The organism is Blautia luti, from assembly GCF_033096465.1.
GTDB lineage: Bacteria > Bacillota > Clostridia > Lachnospirales > Lachnospiraceae > Blautia_A > Blautia_A luti.
The window spans coordinates 539,484-562,757 of record NZ_AP028156.1; the positions used below are offsets into that span (position 1 = coordinate 539,484).

Sequence of the window (23,274 nt, forward strand, 5' to 3'; positions counted from 1 at the left end):
AAGCTTATGAAAATCGGATTTATCGGATGTGGAAATATGGGTTCCGCAATGATCAGCGGTATGTTGAAAAAAGGACTCTATAAGAAAGACGAGATCATTGTTTCCAATCTTACAGAAGAGGGAAGTAAACGAAGCAAAGAGAAATTGGGTGTTGTGACAACTCTGGATAACTGTGAAGTAGTAAAAAATACAAAGCTGGTTTTCCTGGCAGTGAAGCCACAGTTCTATGAAGAAGTACTGAACGAAGTAAAAGACGAACTGACACCGGAACACACAGTTGTAGGCATTGCACCGGGGAAAACTCTTGCGTGGTTAGAGGAGAAATGTGGACAACCTCTGAAAGTAGTAAGAATGATGCCAAACACTCCTGCCCAGGTTGGCGAGGGTATGACAGGTGTATGCGCTAATGAAAAAGTATCAGCAGAAGAACTTGATCAGATCTGCGAGATCACGAACAGCTTCGGTCGTACAGAAGTAGTTCCGGAACGTCTGATGGACGCAGTAGGTGCTGTAAGCGGCTGCTCTCCGGCTTATGTATTCATGTTCGTGGAAGCGATGGCAGACGCAGCAGTAGCCCAGGGAATGCCAAGAAAACAGGCGTATCAGTTTGCTGCACAGTCTGTACTGGGAAGTGCGAAAATGGTACTGGAAACAGGGATGCATCCAGGCGAATTAAAAGATATGGTATGCTCTCCGGCAGGAACTACCATTGAAGGAGTACGAATCCTTGAACAGAACGGATTCAGAAGTGCTGTTTTTGAAGCTTTGAATGGAGCGGCTGAAAAAGGGAAAAAGATGTAATCTTGTTTGGATAAGAGGGACGCTCCGAAATATTGTTCTGTTGATATGTGGTTTCGGAATCTAGTAACTCTAAGATTCTGAAAATCCGCTAAAACCATAAAAAATCCGCCCAAACTCGCCTATGTGGCTCAGACAGTGGGTGGATTTTTTATAACGCGAATTTCCAGAACCTAAGAGTTATTACGATCCCTGCAAATGCATATCAACAGAACAATATTTCGGAGCTGTTTTTTCCAATAATTAATGTTATAAATTCTTTTGGTTATATTGTTTTGGGAAATGAGTTATAGATTTCCCTGACTCAGACGGCTGTTATGGTATTTACCGGAGTTGGTAACGTCTTCTCCGAACCATGCAGGTGGATTATAGCTGAGTGCCTGTTCTTCGGAAGAAAATTCTACTTCTGCGAGGTAAAGTCCTTCATATGGGACATCAAATACATCCAGTTCGATGGTAAGTCCGCCTTTTTCCGGAATAAGATAGCGTGTTTTGGAAATGAGGATTCCATCGGCTTTGGGACGCATGTGTTTGTAGGATTCTTTGGTAAGTGGAAGATTGTATTCTTCACGGGTCATAAGGCCTTTGGATTTATAAGTGAGGTAGTAGTTATCATCCTCTTTGCGGATGCGGACTACAGGGGAGGTGGATAAGTAGCCCTGCTCTAGTTTGTGGTGTGGATAAGAATCCAGATTGGATGGCAGGTTTTCTTTGGATATTAAAAATTTACGTTCTATTTCCATGTGAGACTCCTTTACAATGTGTAATGTTTCAGACTGATATGGTAATGGATTTATAATAGCATTTTCATGAGAGAAAATCCAGTTCCTGTACAGGGGAATTGTTGTAAAAAGTGGGCATGGATGCTATAATCAGACCAGAAAAAGCAGACGCTGGGCATAATGCTGACAGCGGCAGATTACGGGAGGTAGTTGTTTTGAGTAAAAAAGTTTATATTTTTCTTGCAGATGGTTTTGAGGACATTGAAGGACTGACAGTGGTAGATCTGCTGAGACGTGCACAGATTGATATTAAAACTGTTTCCATTAAAGATACGAAAGAGGTACAGACTGCTCATGGAATTTCACTTTTGACAGACCTTCTCTTTGATGAGGTGGATTTTACAGACGCAGATATGCTGGTCCTTCCGGGAGGAATGCCGGGAACGAAGTATCTGGCAGGATCCAAACCGCTGACAGATCTGCTGACAGATTTCTATAATAAAGGAAAGAAAATTGCTGCGATCTGTGCAGCACCCAGTGTTTTCTCAGGACTTGGTTTCCTGAAGGGAAGAAAGGCAACTTCTTATCCATCCTTTATGGAAGTGATCGCTGGAGACGGTGCTGTGACAAGTGAGGACAGCGTGGTTGTGGACGGCAATGTGACTACAAGCAGAGGCCTTGGTACTGCAGTAGATTTTGCACTTTCTCTCATCACCCAGCTGGAGAATCAGGAAAAAGCAGAAGAAATCGCAGAATCTGTGGTATACAGACACTAAAAAATATGCCAAAAGCCTTATTTTATGCGAAAAAACACTGGCACTTTTCAATTTTTTGTGCTATACTGCTACAATGACTGTAAATATATATATAGAAAAAACGTCAAAATATAAAAATGATATAACCTGAAATTAAGGAGGAACACGAAACATGAGTTTACAGGTGGAGAAAATGGAAAAAAACATGGCGAAACTTACCATCGAAGTTTCCGCTGAGGATTTAGAGAAAGCTATGCAGAATGCATACCAGAAAGCAAAAGGCAGAATCACAATCCCAGGATTCCGTAAAGGAAAAGCTCCTAGAAAAATGATCGAGCAGATGTACGGAAAAGGAATCTTCCTTGAAGATGCTGTAAACGCTCTTATTCCGGAACACTACAGCAAAGCTATGGGAGAATCCGAACTTGAGATCGTTTCCCAGCCTAAGATCGACCTGGTACAGGCTGAGCCTGGTAAAGAACTGATCTTCACTGCAGAAGTTGCTGTGAAACCGGAAGTAACTTTAGGTGAGTATAAAGGTGTAGAAGTTCCGAAGTCTGACGTAACAGTAACAGACGAGGATGTTGATGCAGAAGTTAAGAAAGAGCAGGAGAAAAACTCCAGAACAATCACTGTAGAAGATCGTGCTGCTCAGTTAAACGATACAGTAACAATCGACTTCGAGGGTTCCGTAGATGGTGTTGCATTTGATGGCGGCACAGCTACAGAATATCCTCTGACACTTGGTTCCAACACATTTATCCCGGGATTCGAGGAGCAGCTTGTTGGTGCCAACACAGGTGATGATGTAGAAGTCAAAGTTACATTCCCAGAAGAATATCAGGCAAAAGAACTTGCTGGCAAAGAAGCAATCTTCAAATGTGCAGTTAAGAAGATTGAAGCAAAAGAACTTCCGGAACTGGATGATGATTTTGCAAAAGATGTTTCTGAGTTCGATACTCTTGCTGAGTACAAAGAACACGTTAAGACAAACCTTGAAGAAAGAAAAGTAAACGAAGCAAAACGTGCAAAAGAAGATGCAGCAGTAGATAAAGCAATCGAGAATGCACAGATGGATCTTCCGGATGCAATGGTTGAAACACAGTGCCAGCAGATGCTTGATGACTTCAGCAGAAGAATGCAGTCCCAGGGATTATCCATGGATCAGTACTTCCAGTTCACAGGCATGACAGCTGAGAAGATGATGGAAGACATGAAACCACAGGCAGTTAAGAGAATTCAGACAAGACTTGTTCTCGAGAAGATTGCAGAAGTTGAGAATATCCAGCCTACAGAAGAGGAAGTAAATGAAGAAATTTCCAAGATGGCTGAAACATATAAAATGGAAGCTGACAAGTTAAAAGAATTACTTGGAGAGCGTGAAATCGAGCAGATCAAGAAAGACATGGCTGTACAGAAAGCAGTTTCTCTTGTTGCAGACGCTGCAAAAGAAGTTTAATTTAACCAAATCAAGGAATTCCCGCTTGATTTTAAAAAGTCAGCCGAAAAGAAAAATGGAGGCGTTTATATGAGTTTAGTACCTTATGTCATTGAACAGACAAGCAGAGGGGAGAGAAGCTACGACATCTATTCAAGGCTTCTGAAAGACAGAATCATTTTTCTTGGCGAAGAAGTTAATGATGTGAGTGCAGGACTGATCGTATCACAGCTTCTTTTCCTGGAGGCAGAAGATCCTGGTAAAGATATCCAGCTGTATATCAACAGCCCGGGCGGCTCCGTAACAGCCGGCATGGCGATTTACGATACCATGCAGTATATCAAGTGTGATGTTTCTACAATCTGTCTGGGAATGGCTGCCAGTATGGGAGCATTTCTCCTTGCAGGCGGTGCAAAAGGTAAGAGATTTGCTCTTCCTCATTCCACCATCATGATCCATCAGCCGTCAGGCGGTGCACAGGGTCAGGCAACAGAGATTCAGATCGTAGCAGATCACATTGCACAGACGAAGAGAACTTTAAATGAATTATTGGCTGCAAATACCGGTCAGCCGATAGAAGTTGTTGAGCGTGATACAGACCGGGACAACTATATGACTGCTGAAGAAGCAAAGGCATATGGACTGATTGACGGTGTAGTCATGCATAAATAGTGCTGAAGATAAGACTCCTGTGGATCGTCACAGGAGTCTTCTTATCTTAAATGAAAGGCAGGTATGCATCAGCGTACCTGAATAGTTGAGATTAGAAAGGATAGACAAGATTCATGGCAGAAAAGATAAGAGAAGGAAAAGTCAGATGCTCATTTTGCCAGAAGACAGAAGATCAGGTGAGAAAATTGATCGCAGGTCCGGATGGTAAGACATTTATCTGTGATGAATGTATTGGAATTTGTTCAGAGATCATGGAAGAAGAATTGAATTCCTATGACGACGATATGATAGATTCTGATATTAACCTGCTGAAACCGGAGGAAATCCATGCAGTTCTGGACGATTATGTGATCGGACAGGATGAGGCCAAAAAGGCACTGGCTGTAGCTGTTTACAACCATTATAAGAGAATCCTGGCATCCCGTTCCTCTGATGTAGAGCTACAGAAAAGTAATATTCTCATGCTTGGCCCGACAGGTTCCGGTAAGACTCTGCTTGCTCAGACTCTCGCCAGAATGCTGAATGTACCTTTTGCCATTGCGGATGCTACCACATTGACAGAAGCAGGCTACGTAGGAGAAGATGTTGAAAATATTCTTCTGAAAATTATCCAGGCAGCAGATTACGATATCGAGCGTGCCCAGTATGGAATCATATATATAGATGAGATCGACAAGATCACAAGAAAGTCTGAAAATGCATCCATTACCCGTGATGTTTCCGGTGAGGGTGTACAGCAGGCATTATTAAAGATCCTGGAGGGAACAGTTGCAAGCGTACCGCCTCAGGGAGGCCGTAAACATCCACACCAGGAATTCATTCAGATTGATACTACGAATATTCTATTCATCTGTGGTGGTGCTTTCGAAGGTATCGAGAAACTGATCGAAGCCAGAAAGGATACGAAATCCATTGGATTCGGTGCAGAAGTGGCAGTGAAGGAAGAACGGAATGTAGGAGAAGTTCTGAAAGAGGTTATGCCAGAGGACTTTATTAAATTCGGACTGATCCCTGAGTTTATCGGACGTGTGCCGGTAGTGGTAACTCTGGATGCACTGGATGAGAAAGCTCTCATCAGCATTCTGAAAGAGCCTAAGAATTCTCTGACCAAACAGTATCATAAACTGTTTGAACTGGACGGAGTAGAACTTGATTTCAATGATGATGCACTGGAACTGGTAGCGAAGAAATCTCTGGAACGTAAGACAGGAGCCAGAGGACTTCGTGCGATCATGGAAGGATCACTTATGGATCTTATGTATAAGATTCCATCAGATGATACCATCCGCAAGTGTACTATCACCAAAGATGTAGTGGAAGGCACCGGTGAGCCGGAAATTGTCAGGGGAGAAGCTCCTGCATCTGCAAAAACAGCAGGAACCAGACGGAAATCCCGCAGCCACAAAAAGGGAACATCGGAAACAGCCTGATGAAAGGGACTGAATAATCAATGACAAATCAAAATATTGTGCTGCCATCTATTGCGCTGCGTGGAACTACCATTCTTCCGGGAATGATCGTTCATTTCGATGTGAGCAGAGAACGTTCCATCAAGGCAATTGAGGCTGCCATGCTTCATGATCAGAAGATCTTTCTGGTCACACAGAAGGATCCGGAAGTAGAAACTCCGGATGCTTCCGGCGTTTATCAGGTGGGAACGATCGCTTATATTAAACAGGTAGTGAAGCTCCCACAGAATCTTCTGCGCGTACTTGTAGAAGGTATCGGCAGAGGACTTTTGGTAAAGTTTGAACAGGAATTTCCGTTTCTGAGAAGTGAGATCACACCGGTAGATGAAGAAAGTATTCAGATGCCGGAAGCTTTGATGGAAGCTATGCACAGAAGTCTGAAAGAACTGTTCCACCGTTACTGTATGGAAAATGGCAAGATCAGCAAAGAGCTGGTAACACAGATTTTAAATATAGAACAGATTGAGGAACTGGTTGAGCAGATTGCTGTAAATATTCCTCTGTCTTACCAGAATAAACAGAAGATCTTGGAAGCACTTACCCTGGAGGAACGCTATGAAGTTCTGGGTGCGATCTTAAGCAATGAGATCGAGATCATGCAGATTGGCAGGGATCTCCAGAAGAAAGTGAAAGCCAGAGTTGACAAAAACCAGAGGGAATACATTCTCAGAGAGCAGCTGAAACTGATCCGTGAGGAACTGGGGGAGGACAATACTGCAGATGAAGCAGATGAGTTTAAGAAGAAGCTTAAGGAGCTTCAGGCCAGCGACGAAGTAAAAGAGAAGATCAGCAAAGAGATTGAGAGATTTAAGAATACCAACAGCAATGTATCTGAGAATGCGGTACTCCGCGGTTATATCGAGACTATGCTGGCACTTCCGTGGGATAAGAGATCCACAGATTCTGATGATCTGAAAGAGGCATGGAAAGTGCTTCAGGAAGGTCATTATGGACTGAAAGATGTGAAAGAGCGCGTGATGGAATTCCTTTCTGTCCGTAAACTGACACACAAAGGCAAGAGCCCGATCCTTTGTCTGGTGGGACCTCCTGGAACAGGTAAAACATCTATCGCCAAGTCCATTGCAGAAGCTATGCACAAGAAATATGTGCGCATCTGTCTGGGCGGTGTGAGAGATGAAGCGGAGATCCGAGGCCACAGAAAGACTTATGTAGGAGCAATGCCTGGCAGAATTACTGCAGCATTACAGCAGGCAGGCGTATGCAACCCGCTGATGCTTCTGGATGAGATCGATAAGACCAGCAGTGACTATAAGGGTGATACTTCCGCAGCGCTTCTGGAGGTACTTGATCCGGAGCAGAACAGCAAATTTATGGATCATTATATAGAAGTACCGCAGGATCTTTCCGAAGTACTGTTTATTGCAACTGCAAACGATGTTCAGGGCATTCCGAGACCTCTTCTAGACCGTATGGAACTGATCGAGATCGCAGGCTACACAGAGAATGAGAAAGAGCACATTGCAAAGGAACACCTGATTCCGAAGCAGATGGAAGAGAACGGGATCGAGAAAGGCAAACTGACTATTCAGTCTGCAGCACTTAAGAAGATTATCAATAATTATACAAAAGAGGCCGGTGTTCGAAATCTGGAGAGAACCATCGGACAGATCTGCAGAAAAACTGCACGTCTGATCATGGAAGAAGATAAGAAGAAAGTTACCGTAACTTCCAAGAATCTGTCAGATTTTCTTGGAAAAGAACATTTCAACTATCTTATGGCAAATAAGAAAGATGAGATCGGTATTTCCCGTGGCCTTGCATGGACACAGGTTGGCGGTGACACCTTGCAGATCGAAGTCAATGTAATGCCTGGAAAAGGTGAGCTGATGCTTACCGGACAGCTTGGAGATGTGATGAAAGAGTCTGCACAGGCAGGTATTACTTATATTCGTTCCATTGCTGCTGACTATAAAGTTGGACCGGAATTTTTCCAGGAGAACGATATTCATGTGCATATTCCGGAGGGAGCAGTACCAAAAGACGGACCGTCCGCAGGTATTACCATGGCAACTGCGATTCTTTCCGCAATTATTAAGAAGCCGGTAAGAGCAGATCTTGCAATGACCGGTGAGATCACACTGAGAGGAAGAGTCCTTCCGATCGGCGGTTTAAAAGAGAAACTTCTAGCAGCAAAATATGCGAAGATCAAAGAAGTATTAGTACCGGCAGAGAATAAACCGGATATTCAGGAATTAGACAAGGAAATCACAGACGGACTTACGGTCACATTTGTAAGTTCTATGAAAGAAGTACTGAATAAAGCACTTGTATCATAAAAAATGGTTACTGTTTATTCCATTCTCAGTAACATGGTTTACGATGTACAGGATTGATATTATGTTTATCGGAGTTTTACCAGGATGCAGTGTGACAGTAACAGAAAAGAATAAAGAGTCAGTCTGGATCTGGATTGACTCTTTGTTGTGAAAAAGAGAGGAAATCAATGGTTATCAAAAATGTATCATTAGATATCGTATGCGGTATCACCAGCAAACTCCCGGATACCAACAGACCGGAGGTTGCATTTGCAGGAAAATCAAATGTAGGAAAATCATCTCTGATCAACGGGCTGATGAACCGGAAATCTCTTGCCAGAACAAGTGCACAGCCGGGAAAAACACAGACTATTAATTTTTACAATATCAATGAAGCCATGTATCTGGTAGACCTCCCGGGCTATGGATACGCAAAGGTTTCACAGTCTGAGAAGGAAAAATGGGGCAAGATGATCGAGAGATATCTCCATACATCCCAAAACCTTAAGGCAGTTTTTCTTCTTATTGACATCCGTCATGATCCATCTGCAAATGATAAGATGATGTATGACTGGATCCTGAACAATGGTTATGAGCCGATCATCATAGCAACCAAGCTCGACAAGCTCAAACGAAGCCAGGTTCAGAAGAATATCAAAGCAATCAAAGAAGGGCTGAAGCTGAGCAAAAATGGTGTCATCATTCCTTTCTCCGCTGAGACGAAGCAGGGAAGAGATGAGATCTGGGCTCTGATCGATGAGTTGACCGGACTGGCAGCTACTGAAGAAGCCTGAGAAAATATACGAGGACAAAAATATTATGGGAATTATCAAGGCATTCAAGCTGGGATTTGACTATCTCAAGTATGATGAAGACGGCAACGTGCAGGATATGCAGCGTGCCGTCAATGATGTAAACCTGGACATTGAAGCCGGACAATTCGTGGCTGTTCTGGGACATAATGGTTCCGGAAAATCTACTCTTGCAAAACATTTGAATGCACTTTTGCTTCCGACAGAAGGTACATTATGGGTAGATGGGATTGACACGTCTAAAGAGCCGGAACTATGGAAAGTCCGCCAGAAAGCGGGCATGGTTTTTCAGAATCCTGACAATCAGATCATAGGAACTGTAGTAGAAGAAGACGTAGGTTTCGGACCGGAGAACATGGGCGTGCCTACAGAGAAAATCTGGGAACGTGTAGATGAGAGCCTGAAGAAAACAGGCATGACCTCCTACCGTTATCATTCTCCGAATAAACTTTCCGGCGGACAGAAGCAGAGGGTTGCCATTGCCGGTGTCATGGCAATGCGCCCGAAGTGCATCATCCTGGATGAGCCAACTGCCATGCTGGATCCGAATGGACGAAAGGAAGTTCTCGAGGCAGTCAGTGACCTTAACAAACAGGAGGGAGTAACAGTCATTCTGATTACACATTATATGGAAGAGGTTGTCCGTGCAGACAAGGTTTATGTCATGGACAGCGGAGAAGTGGTGATGCAGGGAACACCAAGGGAGATATTTTCCCAGGTGGAAACTCTGAAAGAATACAGACTGGATGTGCCGCAGGTAACACTTCTGGCACACGAACTTCATAAAGCCGGAGTGGATATTCCGGAGGGAATACTGACTACAGAGGAGCTGGTGAATGCCTTATGTCTATAGAATTAAAGAACGTAACCTATACCTACAGTCCGGGAACTGCCTATGAGATCCATGCGCTGAAAGATGTAAATCTCACTATTCCGGACGGACAGTTTATCGGAATCATCGGGCATACAGGAAGTGGAAAATCCACATTGATCCAGCATTTTAATGCGCTGATCCGACCGACTTCCGGTACCATTACCTATAACGGAGAGGATATCTGGGGTGAGAAATATGACCGCCGTGCTTTGCGAAGCGAGGTAGGTCTGGTGTTCCAGTATCCGGAGCATCAGCTTTTCGAGAATGATGTGCTCTCTGATGTCTGCTTTGGACCGATGAATCAGGGATTATCCAGAGAAGAGGCAGAAGTGGAAGCGAAGAAAGCGCTGGAGCATGTAGGTTTTAAAGAGGAGAATTACAGCAAATCTCCTTTTGAACTTTCCGGAGGACAGAAGAAACGAGTTGCCATTGCAGGAGTTCTGGCAATGAACCCGAAAATTCTCATCCTTGATGAACCGACAGCAGGTCTGGATCCGAAAGGACGTGATGACATCCTTGACCAGATCGCAGAGCTTCATAAAGTAAGAGGAATTACCATTATCCTTGTATCTCACAGCATGGAAGATATCGCGAAATATGCAGAGAGACTGATCGTAGTCAATGATGGAGAGATTGCATACGATGACGTTCCGAAGGCGGTATTTGCCCATTACAGAGAACTGGAAGCCATGGGACTTGCAGCACCACAGATTACCTATATCATGCATGCACTGAAAGAAAAAGGGCTGGATGTGGATGTAACTGCGACTACGGTGGAGGAAGCGAAAGCGAATATTCTGGAAGTGTTGAGAAAAACAGCACCAGAGAAAATTAAGGGAGGACAGGAAGCATGATCCGAGATATTACATTAGGACAGTATTATCCTGCCAATTCCATTCTTCACAAGATGGACCCAAGAGCAAAACTGGTAGGCACAATGGTATTTATTATCTCCGTATTTGTATTCCATACATTTCCGGGATATGCAGTAGCAACGTTATTCCTGGCAGGTATGATCATAATTTCAAAAGTTCCGCCGAAATTCATGTTCAAGGGACTGAAGGCGATCGTAATGCTGCTTATGATCACAGTGATCTTTAATATTCTGCTGACTCCTGGAAAAGTTCTCTGGCAGTGGGGAATCCTGCATGTAACAGAAGAGGGCCTGAAACTGGCAGGAAGAATGGCAATCCGCCTGACTTATCTTGTGATCGGTTCCTCAATCATGACGCTGACAACAACACCAAATCAGCTCACAGACGGCCTGGAACGACTTCTCAGACCGCTGAATAAGCTTCATGTACCAATCCATGAGATTGCCATGATGATGTCCATTGCATTAAGATTCATCCCGATCCTGCTGGAAGAAACTGACAAGATCATGAAAGCACAGATCGCCCGCGGTGCAGATTTCGAAAACGGAAACCTGATCCAGAAGGCCAAGAATATGATCCCGCTTCTGGTGCCGCTGTTTATTTCAGCATTCCGAAGAGCCAACGATCTGGCAATGGCAATGGAGGCAAGATGCTACCACGGTGGCGATAACAGAACACAGATGAAGCCACTCCATTATGAATCCAGAGATTATATTGCATATGTGGTGATGTTTGCTTATCTGGCGATTGCGATTATATTCAGAATCGCAGGAATTTGATGAGATACGGAATAGTTACTGATTTATAATGATATTTTATATGCTGTAATCCGGTAAAAATGGGTTACAGCATATTTCTATTTATGAACAGAAAAAGGCATATTTTTATCTGTTATAAAGGTTCTATAATAAACATTAATCGAAAGATTTAAAAAGAAGCCTTTGGCAGGATAACCAAAGTAACCCGAGTTCTGATTGAGACAGCTTAGAAAAAGTTATATTTAATAAATCTTCTATTTTTTTTATCCGATAAATAACAGTATGACGATGTATAAATAAATTAGAAGCTGTTGCCGATAAATTCAGACCGGAAGAAATATATTGTTCAAGGCAGATGAGTAAATCCTGTCGGTATTCTTTTTTTATGTTTTGAAAATTTTTCATAGATGGAAACATCAATCCATCTGCTTCATTTGATGTAAATAATGTTTTTACAAGATATTCTGGCAAAATTTCCAGAAAAGATATCCCTGGTTCTTTTTTTCTTTGACTTAAAGCTATCTGAGACTGCATAAATGCAGTATGCAACTCCGTAATGTTTTCAAAGCACATACTTTGACCAAAATACATATGACATTGATTTAGAAAATTAGTCATTTTTTTGTAAAATGTTAAGTTGTGATAGTGTTCAAGATTTTGGTCGACTGCAACAATTTGATCAGAATAATTATATATCATCTCAAGATTCAGGAGATATGAAATATTAGGAATGAAATTTTTTATAGATGGTCCATCTGCTGAGTCTTTTTGAAAAGTCCAGACAAAATATTTCTTTTCTTTAATAAATCCATTACGCGCAAGATTGAAAAAAAGTACTTCCTGATTAATTTCTTTCCCTCTTATAAGCTGTTCAATGTACCATGGCATATGTTTACTTGAAAAAGCAAATTCAGTGGTATGTTGAATTGCCTGTTCAATAAATGTCTGAATCTGTACGACATTCAGATATTCTCCAGGTGTAAATTCTGCAGAAACATCACTTAATGCCAATGTACCAAATATTGATTCATTTCGATAGAGTGGTGCAATGAGTCGCTTTATTTTGTGGAAGCGATTATCTGACTGGAAGAAAAAAGGTTTACGTCCATTATTTAAAAGTGAATTAAGACTCGGACTGATTTCTGATTCGTCAGGCGAACGGCCATGAGACAGAACATAATTCCAAAGTTCTCCTTTGGTGGAAATATCTGGAACATGGCCGGCCGTCATTAAAAGATTTTGTTGCATGTCAAAAATAGCGATAGGATTTTTGAGCATTTTTGTACATATTTGTAAAATATTTTTTAATGATGAATTTTTTAAAATACATTGAAGAATCTGACATTCCCAATTTTGATATTCTGCAATGATATCAGATATAGTATACAGTAGCGAATCTATAGAAATATCTGTTGTAGTGAGAACGCTGCAGGAGAGAAAAACAGAGGGAACAGATTCGGGATATTGATTAATAAAAAGCATATGTGCTGGAAAGGAAAAATCTGGTGGGAAAGAATACAACGAATCAATCAGATAAAGAGTATCAGAGTCAATAACTGTTGTTTCAGGTAAAAATTTCCGTACGCGGGTAATTGTGCAGGAATTTTGATTTTGTTCTTTTATTACAAAAATATCTGCTGAAATTTGTTCAAAAATCTGATGAATATTGAGTTTCATAGGAACCCTCCTGTAATATGGACATTTATGTATAAAAATAGTATCTGTTTTTTTGATTATACAGACGATGAATATAAAAAACAAGTGTATTATACTTGGGTTTAGAAAGTGTACAAAAATATATAAAAAGAAAGGGGAAAATTATGAACGAATCAAGAAATCCACTAATGGAAGGTGCCAGTTTACTATATCAGGTTGCACCGGGAGCATTGCTTCCATATGAATATCGAGGAGTAAGACCGGAGATTAAAGCATACCAGACAAGTGCATGGATTGGAACTGCACTGATGATTTCACCAATTTACGATGTGTATGGACCGGATGTGATCAAGTTTTTTAATTCTATCTGTACAAATGATTTTTCTAAACTCGGGATGAAAGGGCTTCGTCATGCAGTAATCTGCAATGAAAAAGGACAGATTATGACAGATGGTGTTGCAATTAAGGTTGCTGAGGACAGAATCCGAACATATTGGTTAAATCCACCTCTTGCGTATCTTGTAGAATCATCTGAAATGGATGTACATGGGGAAGATATGTCAGGAAAAGAATATATTATTCAAATTGATGGAGAAAAATCTCTTGAAATTCTGGAAGATGCTTTTCAAGCGGATTTACATGATATTAAATTTGCACGTCATAGATGTCAGGATGTAGATGGAAAGACAGTACGTATTATTCGCCTTGGGATGTCTGGCAACCTTGCTTATGAAATTCATGGGGATATTTCAGAGTTTGTATATATTTATGATAAGGTTTGGGAAAGCGGGAAAAAATTTGGTGCTCAGAAATTAGGACTTCATGCCTATAATCTTTTTAATCATACGGAAGCAGGATTTCCAAACATCAATCTCCATTATCCGCTTCCATGGTTTGAATCGGGAGAAGGACTGGCCAATTATCTGTATCAGCATCCGGAGACTGCTTTTTATAATATTAAACGTTATCTGCTTGGCAGTGTGGGAGATGATCTTGAAAGTCGTTTTATGACGCCATTTGATGTTGGATGGGATTTCCTTGTGAAATTTAATCATGATTTTACCGGAAAAGATGCTCTTTTGAAACTTGCTGAAGAAAAACGCAGAACAGCAGTAACTCTTGAATGGAATGGAGAGGATGTAGGAAAAATTTTTACTACGAAACTGATTCCGGGAGAGGAACCTTGTGAAGATATTTCCGTACAGAGTGATGTATTCTGGAATGAACAGCCGGAAGAACCAGGATTCACTTATAGAGCAGATAAGGTATTTGCCGGAGAAAACCAGATTGGCATTTCATCTGGAAGAATAATTTCCTATAATTACAATAGTATGATTTCTCTTGGATTTATTAATCCTAAATATGCAAAAGAAGGAACGAAACTGGAAATTTTGTGGGGGACTCCTGGTACGCGTCAGATGAAAGTACGTGCAACAGTAAAAAAACTTCCTTATAATAGCGAGTTTATCCGCAATGAAAACAAAGATGTAGAAGAAATTCCTCATTTATTCTAAGGTTTAACAGGGGGCGGCTGTTTTACGACAGCCGCTTTTCATATATTGTTTGGAAGGAGATACATATTGAATAAAAAACAGAAATATACATTTATAAGTCTTATGCTGGCATCTACTGTTGCTGCTTATGCTCAATATCAGATGAATGTGTTTTCGATTGATCTGATAACAGCGTATCAAATATCTGCTTCTCGTTTTGCGTTTTTATTTACTGCACCAATGCTTCCGGCAATTTTTCTGAGCATTCCATTGGGAAAATTGTCTGATAAAATTGGCTATAGAAATGCAATACAGTTGGGACTTGCTTTTACTATATTAGGACTTACAGGTCGTATTTTTGCAGAAAGTTATTCTACACTATGGATTTGTATGGCATTTAGTGGCGCATCTTCTATTACACTGTTTGTTAATAGCGCAAGAGTATTGGAAGAAGTAGTTCCTGCAGAAAAATCAGTTTTATTTATGGGAATATATACTACGGCCAGTATGCTTGCGCAGACTTTTGCAACTGCAACATCTGCAGTTTTGTATTCAACATTACAAAAAGCTTATGTTGGAGCATTAGTATACGCAGTTGTAATTACTGTTATATGGGCAGGGAACTATTGTATAGAGAAAGAAAATGCTGAAAATACAGAATTCAGAAATGCAGATAGATCTTCAGAGCAAAAAGGAAAATTTTCGGAAGTTCTGAGCTGCAAAGGTATCTGGTTTACTGCAATCAGTTTATTCTGTATTCTGGGAGCGACTATTACATTAAATACATTTCTTCCAGCAGCACTTATGGAAATTCATGGATTTTCTAAATCGCAGGCAGGTACTGTTGCATCTATGATATCATTTGGAAATATGTTTGGTGCAGTTATAGGGCCCGTTTTGTATCGAAAGTTAAAGAAATTTTCAAGACTTATCTTTTTATTTGGAGGAATTTCTATTATAGGATGTATTGAGGGATGGATGCTTCATGAACAAATCCTTATGATAATTATATATTTTATTACAGGGATTGCTATTGGAGGTGCAATGCCAATTTATTTTACAATGCCGATTAGATTAAGAGAAATTTCATCTGATAATATTTCTACAGCAGGAGGGTTGATTACAACATTTCAGTTAGGTGGAGCGGTAATAGTTCCATCTTATATGATTGCTCCAATTGCAGGAAATAATTATTCAGAAATTTTTATCCTGACTGCAGTTGTGATTGCAATTGCTGTTGGATTGGGTGTATTGCTTGAAAAAGAACTGGTTAAATTGTAGTAGAAAGGAAGTACTGATTATGAAAAAAATATTGCTTAATGGTGTTGATGGAAATTTCGGAGGAAAATCTGCCGGAATACTTCTGGAAAAATATCCTCATGAGGATTTGATTTTTACTGCACCAAGAGAAAAAGCACTTAAAAAGTACAAAGAAATGGGAATTGAAACAAGGGTGGCTGATTTTAATAATGCAGAAACTCTTGTGGAAACATTTAAAGGAGCAGATACTGTTGTATTGATTTCCATGCCTTTTGTAGGATCTAAAAGAAGAGCTGCACATAAAACTGCAATTGATGCAGCCGTACGTGCCGGTGTCAAAAAGCTGGTGTATACTTCTATTGTAGGAGCTGGTGAAAAAGATATTAATACATATGAGGTAAATGATCATGTCTGGACAGAAAATTATATCAAAGAACAACCGATACATTATCTGATTCTTCGTGATTCGCAGTATGCCGAGGCAATGGTTTCTTCTTTTGTAGAAGCATATGAGAGAACTAATGGAGTTCTGGCAAATAATATGGGTGAAGGAAAGATGGCGTTTATATCTCGTGACGATTGCGCAACAGCTGCAGCATATGCGGCAATGTCTGAAGATATTGATAAAGTTTTGAATATTAATGGAGCAGAGCTGTTAACAATTGCTGATTTTCTCGAAATTGCCTCAGAAGTAACAGGGAAGAAAGTGGTATATAAATATATTACGGATGATGAGATGTATGCATATTTTGATTCAATCGGAGTGCCCAGAACAACAGAAGAAATGTGGGCTGATACGGCAAAGAATTTTCCGTTTTGTTCTGATGGAATGGTTACTTTCGGGAAAGCAATCCGTCAAAATCAGATGAGTGTTTATACGAATGATTTTGAAAAACTGACAGGCAGAAAACCATTGTTTGTTAGACAGATTTTTGAAGATTTTTCGAATCATCTTATCGGTAACAGGACTTCAACAGATAATTAATGGAAAGTATAAGAAGCCTTTATTATTGTGCATGAAATAGACAGGAATATCTTTTTTTAATAAAGAATTTTCACCACTTTACAACTTTTTCTGTTCCGACAGCAGATACCTTATTTCTGCTGATATTATCCATACTGACCTTAGAATCCGCACATTCCATCCGGTTTCTGTATCAGCATTTTTTATCCGGAATAACGGAGAAATCACTGAATGTATTTTATTATGCATGTTCCTATGCAAAGGTTGATTATTCCAGATTTATGAATACCACTGTCAGGATTACTTTGAAGTTGATACCAGATTCATTGCAGACGCAGCATGTATTTCTGTGCGTGGATGATACGATGGTATCTAAATTTGGCACAAAATTTGAAAATGTTTCAAAACTGTTTGACCATGCTGCACAGACCGGTCGTCGGGGACGTCCTGCCAAACATGGAAAATATCTTTCTGCTGAAACAGATTTTACGTTTTCCAATGAAAAGAGCGGGGATTATTATACCGGTGTCCGCCGGGTTCTCGCTAAAATCTTTGGCAATAGGGAAGTCCTTGCCTATGTCACTGCCACAGAAAAAGAACATGGTACAAAACGACTGTTTTTCAGTACCATTTTCCCGGAAGATCTGCAGATTTTCTGTGCATGGCAGGAAAAAGCACCATTGGACCAGACCGGAAGTGACCGTGTGAAATAGCTTTACCCTAAAATAGATTTATGATATTATTTAACAAATACATTAAAATGAAATGTTAAACTGAATTGCGAGGCAGTTATTGGTTATGAATCAGTAAACAACGAAGCAGATGATTTTTTGCTTGGGTAAGATATTATAGATTTATTTTATGGAGGAAAACAGATGAAAAGAATTGGCCTTGTAGTTGCATATGACGGCACAAACTACTGCGGCTGGCAGACACAGCCAAACGGAATTACCGTGCAGGGGGTATTAAATGATACATTGTCCGAGCTTCTGGGAGAGAAAATAGAAACTATCGGTGCAAGCCGTACAGATGCAGGTGTTCATGCCATGGGAAATGTGGCAGTATTTGACACTGACACACGCATCCCGGGAGAAAAGATTTCTTATGCACTGAACCAGCGGCTTCCGGAAGATATCCGTATTCAGCTCTCCGAAGAAGTAGAACCGGATTTCCATCCCCGCTACTGCGACAGCGAAAAAACATATGAATACCGCATCCTGAACCGCAAATTCCCGGTTCCGACAGAGCGCTTATACACCTATTTCTATCACTATAAACTGGATGTAGATAAGATGAAAGCTGCAACCTCATACCTGATTGGACAGCATGATTTTGCTTCTTTTTGCGGTGCAAAAGCGCAGGTAAAAACAACCATTCGTACAGTAACAGGAATTGATGTATGGCGTGACGGAGACATCGTAACTATCCGTGTAACAGGAACAGGATTCCTTTACAATATGGTTCGTATTATCGCAGGAACGTTGATAGAAGTAGGAAACGGTCAATATCCACCGGAGAGAGTAAAGACAATCCTGGAAGCTTGCAACCGCGAAACGGCAGGCCCGACAGCTCCGGCACAGGGATTAACATTGATGGGAATTGAATTTTTTGACTGATCTATAAAATGTAAAAATTATTGCATGCTACATTTTTTCAGACTGAATGACTGAAATGTAGCATGCAATTTTTTTATAACAATGAGTATGGAAAACAAAAAATGGGGGAGTAACGAAAAAAGTTGAAAAAACGACACAAAACCTATTGACAGAACAGGGCCCTTATAATATAATAACCCAATGTGACGTAGTGCGAAATGCTTAAGCCAATAGCCCAGGCGAAAGTATTTATCAGCGGTTTCGGACATTTCCGCGTTTCTTAGCACCGGCGTTTCCAATAACTTATATTCGCGGGAAATTCCGCGGTTAATTAAACTATCGTTGATAAATAACAGGAGGTAAAACCATGCAGACTTATATGGCTAATCCAGATAAAATCGAAAGAAAATGGTATGTAGTTGACGCTGATGGATGTACTCTTGGCCGTCTGGCTTCCGGAGTAGCAAGCGTTTTAAGAGGAAAAAATAAACCACAGTTTACACCACACGTAGACACAGGTGATTATGTAATCATCGTAAACGCTGACAAGATTAAAGTTACAGGTAAGAAATTAAACCAGAAAATCTACTACAATCACTCCGATTATGTAGGTGGAATGAGAGAAACCACATTAAAAGAAATGTTAGCAAAGAAACCTGAGAGAGTTATCGAGCTCGCAGTTAAAGGTATGCTTCCAAAAGGACCTTTAGGAAGAAGCATGTACAAGAAACTTTTCGTATATGCAGGACCGGAACACAAACATGAAGCTCAGAAACCAGAAGCTTTAACATTTTAATTAGGAGGTAGAAAACATTGGCTAGCGCAAAATTCTACGGAACAGGAAGAAGAAAAAAATCAATCGCAAGAGTTTATCTTGTACCTGGAACCGGTAAGATCACAATCAATAAAAGAGATATCGATGAATATTTTGGATTAGATACACTGAAAGTTATCGTTCGTCAGCCTTTAACTGCAACAGAAACAGAAGGCAAATTTGACGTATTAGTTAACGTTCATGGTGGTGGATACACAGGACAGGCTGGTGCCATCAGACATGGTGTTGCAAGAGCCCTTCTTCAGGCAGACAACGATTACAGACCAGTTCTGAAGGCTGCTGGATTCTTAACACGTGACCCACGTATGAAAGAACGTAAGAAATACGGTCTCAAAGCAGCTCGTCGCGCTCCGCAGTTCAGCAAGCGATAATCGACTGCTCAGACTATATCAAAATGGTTCAAAAAGCCCGGAAAATCAAGGCTTTCCGGGCTTTTGCTATATCTAAACGGGCTGATATGATTTGACCAAATTTGGCAAAACGAGAGCCGATTTCATCCAATTTTTAGTGGTCCGCAAGTGGTTAACTGGCTAAAAAGAGGGCAAAAAGAGGGGGAAGTGGTTCCCAAAGTGGTTAACCGAGAGCCGATTTTTGGGGTGCTTTTCAGCCCTCCTTCCCCTCGTTTTTTGGCTGTGGCAGTTTGGCATAGTTTGAGCTAATTTGAACAATTGAATATGAATTTGATGTAGCACACAGTATAAATGCTGGGTGCTTTTTTCATTTCAGGAACTCGTATTCCGGCGATAGAAAGAGCCGTCACTTCACTGTTAATTTTGAAGTGGCGGCTTTTTCTATTTCCAGAAACAACAGCAACAATCAGAAATGAGGTGAAGTCATGAACACACAAATCATCGCCATCGCCAACCAGAAAGGCGGCGTTGGCAAAACAACAACCTGTGCCAACTTGGGAATCGGGCTGGCGCAGGCCGGAAAGAAAGTCCTGCTGATCGACGGAGACCCGCAAGGCAGCCTGACGATCAGCTTGGGCAATCCGCAACCAGACAAGCTGCCATTTACACTGTCGGATGCAATGGGCAAAATTCTGATGGATCAGCCTATACGCCCCGGAGAAGGTATTCTGCATCATGTAGAAGGCGTTGACCTGATGCCTGCGGATATTCAGCTTTCCGGTATGGAGGTTTCTCTGGTAAACGCCATGAGCCGTGAAACGATTTTACGGCAATACCTGGACACACTGAAGGGACAATATTCCCATATCCTGATTGACTGTCAGCCTTCGTTGGGGATGCTTACGGTCAATGCGCTGGCGGCTGCGAATAGGATCATCATTCCCGTTCAGGCAGAGTATCTGCCCGCTAAAGGGCTGGAACAGCTGCTCTCCACGGTAAACAAGGTAAAGAGGCAAATCAACCCCAAGCTCCAGATTGACGGTATCCTGCTGACGATGGTGGACAGCCGAACCAACTTTGCCAAAGAGATTTCCGCGCTCCTGCGGGAGACCTATGGCAGCAAGATCAAAGTATTCGGCACAGAGATCCCCCATTCTGTCCGTGCAAAGGAAATCAGCGCAGAGGGAAAAAGTATTTTCGCCCATGACCCTGGCGGCAAGGTGGCAGAGGGGTATCGAAATCTGACGAAGGAGGTGTTGAAACTTGAAAAGCAGCGCGAAAAAAATAGAGCTGGCCTCGGTAGATGATCTGTTCTCCACCGAAGAAGGCCGTCAGGATGCAAAGCTGGAAAAGATTCAGGAGATTCCGCTGTCTGAACTGCATCCCTTTAAGAACCACCCATTCAAAGTCAAGGATGACGAAGCAATGATGGAAACCGCAGACAGTATCAAACAGTATGGTGTACTGGTTCCTGCGATTGCCCGCCCTGACCCGGAGGGTGGTTATGAACTGGTGGCCGGACACAGGCGGCACAGAGCCAGTGAGCTGGCAGAAAAGGAGACCATGCCGGTCATTGTTCGGGATTTAGATGATGATGCCGCCACGATCATTATGGTTGACAGCAATCTGCAACGCGAAAGTCTCCTCCCAAGTGAAAGAGCCTTTGCTTACAAGATGAAACTGGATGCCATGAAAAGACAGGCTGGCAGACCGAGTAAAGAAAATGTGTCCCAAGTTGGGACACAAAAGCGATCAGACCAGTTGCTTGCTGAACAGGTGGGGCAAAGTCGAAATCAAATTCAGCGCTATATCCGTCTGACAGAGCTGATTCCTGAATTGATGGACATGGTGGATGAAAAGAAAATTGCCTTAAATCCTGCTTATGAGCTGTCCTTTCTCAAAAAGGAGGAACAGGTAGACCTGTTGGACGCGATGGACAGCGAACAGGCTACCCCTTCTCTTTCTCAAGCCCAGCGGCTTAAAAAATACAGTCAGGAGGGGCATCTGACCCTCGATATGATGCGTGTCATCATGGGTGAGGAAAAGAAAAGCGATCTGGACCGAGTGACATTTACCTCTGACACCTTGCGGAAGTATTTTCCTAAAAGCTATACGCCCCAGCGGATGCAGGAGACCATTATCAAGCTATTGGAACAATGGCAGCGTAAACGTCAGAGAGACCAGGAGCGATGAAAGGAGCCGCCTATGAAAGATATTTCAGCCCGTGAGCTGAAAGGACACAACATTCTCGCCGTAGAGAGGTTTTGGGATAACACCCGCTGGATGATTGAGTTTTCCGTCCTGCGTCCCAGCACAGCTTACGGCAGCCCCGGAGAGGAAATGCGGCTGTTTTTGACTGCGGACGGGTATCAGGCCGCCCTGCAAAGCCAGCAGCGCCGGGAGATCAAGATCAAGCGTTACGCTCGTGTGATTGAGGGACATATCCTCGATTTCAAACCGGGAAAACGCCGCCGCTCATAAACCCATACAACGAAAGGAAAGGAATGACTATGTGTACGGTAAAGGAAATTCAAGAAGCAATCCGGGAAGATTGCAAATCTCAGCATGACATGGAATCAACGGATATTGACCGAGTGATGCAAACACTTCCTTTCGCCCAGGAGGAGCCATTTACAGAGGCGCGTCCTCGAAAGCCGCTGTTTTGGTTCTATGCAAGAAAATTTGAAAAGTGTTGAACACCGCAATTCTTTGGAATGAGGATTGCGGTTTTTTTGTACCCAAAATTCGGAAGGAGTGAGGTCGATGGCCGTTTTTCGCATTGAACGGACCCGTGATTATACCGTGATGAGCAATCATCATTTACGAAATGCAAACCTGTCGTTAAAAGCCAAGGGACTGCTTTCCATGATGTTATCTTTGCCAGAGGACTGGAATTACACCACCCGTGGTCTTGCAAAGATCTGTAAGGAGGGCGTGGATGCCATAGGCGCTGCGTTGCGGGAATTGGAGGCTGCCGGTTACATTGTGCGGCACAAGCTGCGTGACCGGCAGGGACGCATCAGCGATACAGAGTATGTCATATACGAGCAGCCACAGCTTAGAAAACCGGATACGGATTCACCAGATACGGAAAACCCGTATATGGATAAACCGGATACGGAAAAGCCCGCAGAATTAAATATAGAGAAATCAAATACTCAAAAACAAAATATTTATGGATCAAGTACCGATTCCATTCCCTTCCGGGATTGTGCGGCAGATTGTCTGCCGGAACGGAAAGGAAGGGATGCGATGTCACTCACAGAGATAGAGAGTTATCGGGAATTGATTCAGGAGAATATCGGGTATGAATACCTGTGTCAGCAGTATGAAACTCATCGGGAGGATTTGGACGAAATTGTGGAGTTGATCGTGGAAACGGTCTGTGCAAAGCGAAAGACCACCCGTATTGCAGGAAGCGATTTTCCGCATGAAATCGTTCGTTCCAGGTTCTTGAAGTTGGATAACTCGCACATTGAGTTTGTCATGGACTGTTTACAGAAGAACACCACGGAAATTCGTAACATGAAGCAGTATCTTCTGACCGTTCTGTTCAATGCACCGACCACGATAAGCAATCATTACACCTCACAAGTAAATCACGATCTGTATGGCGGCTGGTAAATGGTCGCTTTTTTATTGCCCGGAACTGCCGGGAGAAAGGAGCAAGCA

General features: G+C 42.0%; 24 protein-coding genes. 22 read left to right on the plus strand and 2 right to left on the minus strand.

Translation table 11 applies throughout. The annotated features are described in order from the left end of the window. Window positions 1–6: 6 nt before the first annotated feature. Window positions 7–801 carry a pyrroline-5-carboxylate reductase gene (gene proC / locus R8695_RS02490; protein WP_118510966.1) on the plus strand — a complete coding sequence of 265 codons (795 nt, stop codon included), beginning with the start codon at window positions 7–9 and terminating at the stop codon, window positions 799–801. A gap of 284 nt (window positions 802–1,085) precedes the next feature. On the opposite strand, the gene R8695_RS02495 is transcribed toward proC, so the two are convergent. Next, window positions 1,086–1,541 carry a CYTH domain-containing protein gene (locus R8695_RS02495; protein ID WP_118510964.1) on the minus strand — a complete coding sequence of 152 codons (456 nt, stop codon included), beginning with the start codon at window positions 1,539–1,541 and terminating at the stop codon, window positions 1,086–1,088. A 194-nt stretch (window positions 1,542–1,735) separates the two neighbouring features. On the opposite strand from R8695_RS02495, the gene R8695_RS02500 reads away from it, so the two are divergent. From R8695_RS02500 to R8695_RS02540, 9 genes are all read left to right on the plus strand, one after another. Further along, window positions 1,736–2,296, plus strand: coding sequence for a DJ-1 family glyoxalase III (locus tag R8695_RS02500; protein WP_118510988.1), 561 nt, complete (start codon window positions 1,736–1,738; stop codon window positions 2,294–2,296). Between the two features lie 151 nt (window positions 2,297–2,447). After that, complete coding sequence (tig, locus tag R8695_RS02505; protein ID WP_118510962.1) at window positions 2,448–3,734, plus strand: trigger factor; 1,287 nt, start codon at window positions 2,448–2,450, stop codon at window positions 3,732–3,734. A gap of 69 nt (window positions 3,735–3,803) precedes the next feature. Then, the gene (clpP, locus tag R8695_RS02510; RefSeq protein ID WP_008705991.1) at window positions 3,804–4,385 is read left to right on the plus strand and encodes an ATP-dependent Clp endopeptidase proteolytic subunit ClpP; all 582 of its coding nucleotides are present in this window, start codon (window positions 3,804–3,806) and stop codon (window positions 4,383–4,385) included. 113 nt (window positions 4,386–4,498) lie between these two features. Beyond that, a complete protein-coding gene (gene clpX / locus R8695_RS02515) occupies window positions 4,499–5,815 on the plus strand; it encodes an ATP-dependent Clp protease ATP-binding subunit ClpX (RefSeq protein ID WP_118510960.1) in 1,317 nt (438 codons plus the stop codon). A gap of 20 nt (window positions 5,816–5,835) precedes the next feature. Next, window positions 5,836–8,151 (plus strand): endopeptidase La, encoded by a 2,316-nt coding sequence (lon, locus tag R8695_RS02520; protein ID WP_118510958.1) that lies wholly within the window; start codon window positions 5,836–5,838, stop codon window positions 8,149–8,151. Between the two features lie 167 nt (window positions 8,152–8,318). Then, window positions 8,319–8,924 carry a ribosome biogenesis GTP-binding protein YihA/YsxC gene (yihA, locus tag R8695_RS02525; protein WP_118510956.1) on the plus strand — a complete coding sequence of 202 codons (606 nt, stop codon included), beginning with the start codon at window positions 8,319–8,321 and terminating at the stop codon, window positions 8,922–8,924. Window positions 8,925–8,949: 25 nt separating this feature from the next. After that, window positions 8,950–9,795, plus strand: a complete 846-nt coding sequence (locus R8695_RS02530; protein ID WP_118510954.1) for an energy-coupling factor transporter ATPase — start codon at window positions 8,950–8,952, stop codon at window positions 9,793–9,795. Continuing rightward, window positions 9,786–10,670, plus strand: coding sequence for an energy-coupling factor transporter ATPase (locus tag R8695_RS02535; protein WP_118510952.1), 885 nt, complete (start codon window positions 9,786–9,788; stop codon window positions 10,668–10,670). Before R8695_RS02530 ends, R8695_RS02535 begins: the two co-directional genes overlap by 10 nt. After that, complete coding sequence (locus R8695_RS02540; RefSeq protein ID WP_154780381.1) at window positions 10,667–11,470, plus strand: energy-coupling factor transporter transmembrane component T family protein; 804 nt, start codon at window positions 10,667–10,669, stop codon at window positions 11,468–11,470. Before R8695_RS02535 ends, R8695_RS02540 begins: the two co-directional genes overlap by 4 nt. A gap of 135 nt (window positions 11,471–11,605) precedes the next feature. Here the strand turns inward: R8695_RS02540 and R8695_RS02545 are convergent, their stop codons facing one another. Further along, window positions 11,606–13,126, minus strand: coding sequence for a PucR family transcriptional regulator (locus R8695_RS02545; RefSeq protein ID WP_154780380.1), 1,521 nt, complete (start codon window positions 13,124–13,126; stop codon window positions 11,606–11,608). 143 nt (window positions 13,127–13,269) lie between these two features. Between R8695_RS02545 and R8695_RS02550 the strand changes: the two genes are divergently transcribed. From R8695_RS02550 to R8695_RS02605, 12 genes are all read left to right on the plus strand, one after another. Then, on the plus strand, window positions 13,270–14,619 hold the full coding sequence (locus tag R8695_RS02550; RefSeq protein WP_243103836.1) for an aminomethyl transferase family protein: 1,350 nt from the start codon (window positions 13,270–13,272) through the stop codon (window positions 14,617–14,619). 66 nt (window positions 14,620–14,685) lie between these two features. Beyond that, entirely contained in the window at window positions 14,686–15,879 is a 1,194-nt protein-coding gene (locus tag R8695_RS02555) for an MFS transporter (protein ID WP_154780379.1), read from the plus strand. Between the two features lie 19 nt (window positions 15,880–15,898). Beyond that, a complete protein-coding gene (locus R8695_RS02560) occupies window positions 15,899–16,843 on the plus strand; it encodes an NmrA family NAD(P)-binding protein (RefSeq protein ID WP_154780378.1) in 945 nt (314 codons plus the stop codon). Between the two features lie 344 nt (window positions 16,844–17,187). Beyond that, on the plus strand, window positions 17,188–17,535 hold the full coding sequence (locus tag R8695_RS02565; protein WP_330585144.1) for a hypothetical protein: 348 nt from the start codon (window positions 17,188–17,190) through the stop codon (window positions 17,533–17,535). A gap of 162 nt (window positions 17,536–17,697) precedes the next feature. Continuing rightward, window positions 17,698–18,438: a tRNA pseudouridine(38-40) synthase TruA gene (gene truA, locus R8695_RS02570; RefSeq protein WP_019160800.1), complete on the plus strand. Its 741-nt coding sequence runs from the start codon at window positions 17,698–17,700 to the stop codon at window positions 18,436–18,438. A gap of 346 nt (window positions 18,439–18,784) precedes the next feature. Further along, a complete protein-coding gene (gene rplM / locus R8695_RS02575; RefSeq protein WP_118510948.1) occupies window positions 18,785–19,213 on the plus strand; it encodes a 50S ribosomal protein L13 in 429 nt (142 codons plus the stop codon). A 17-nt stretch (window positions 19,214–19,230) separates the two neighbouring features. Then, window positions 19,231–19,623, plus strand: coding sequence for a 30S ribosomal protein S9 (gene rpsI / locus R8695_RS02580; RefSeq protein WP_117677245.1), 393 nt, complete (start codon window positions 19,231–19,233; stop codon window positions 19,621–19,623). Window positions 19,624–20,087: 464 nt separating this feature from the next. Continuing rightward, window positions 20,088–20,909, plus strand: coding sequence for a ParA family protein (locus R8695_RS02585; RefSeq protein ID WP_154780376.1), 822 nt, complete (start codon window positions 20,088–20,090; stop codon window positions 20,907–20,909). Beyond that, window positions 20,866–21,795: a ParB/RepB/Spo0J family partition protein gene (locus R8695_RS02590; protein WP_009322019.1), complete on the plus strand. Its 930-nt coding sequence runs from the start codon at window positions 20,866–20,868 to the stop codon at window positions 21,793–21,795. Before R8695_RS02585 ends, R8695_RS02590 begins: the two co-directional genes overlap by 44 nt. 12 nt (window positions 21,796–21,807) lie before the next feature. Then, complete coding sequence (locus R8695_RS02595) at window positions 21,808–22,083, plus strand: DUF5720 family protein (protein ID WP_154780375.1); 276 nt, start codon at window positions 21,808–21,810, stop codon at window positions 22,081–22,083. A gap of 23 nt (window positions 22,084–22,106) precedes the next feature. Beyond that, complete coding sequence (locus R8695_RS02600; protein ID WP_007886609.1) at window positions 22,107–22,298, plus strand: hypothetical protein; 192 nt, start codon at window positions 22,107–22,109, stop codon at window positions 22,296–22,298. Window positions 22,299–22,365: 67 nt separating this feature from the next. Next, window positions 22,366–23,226: a DUF6017 domain-containing protein gene (locus R8695_RS02605; protein WP_154780374.1), complete on the plus strand. Its 861-nt coding sequence runs from the start codon at window positions 22,366–22,368 to the stop codon at window positions 23,224–23,226. Window positions 23,227–23,274 lie beyond the last annotated feature (48 nt).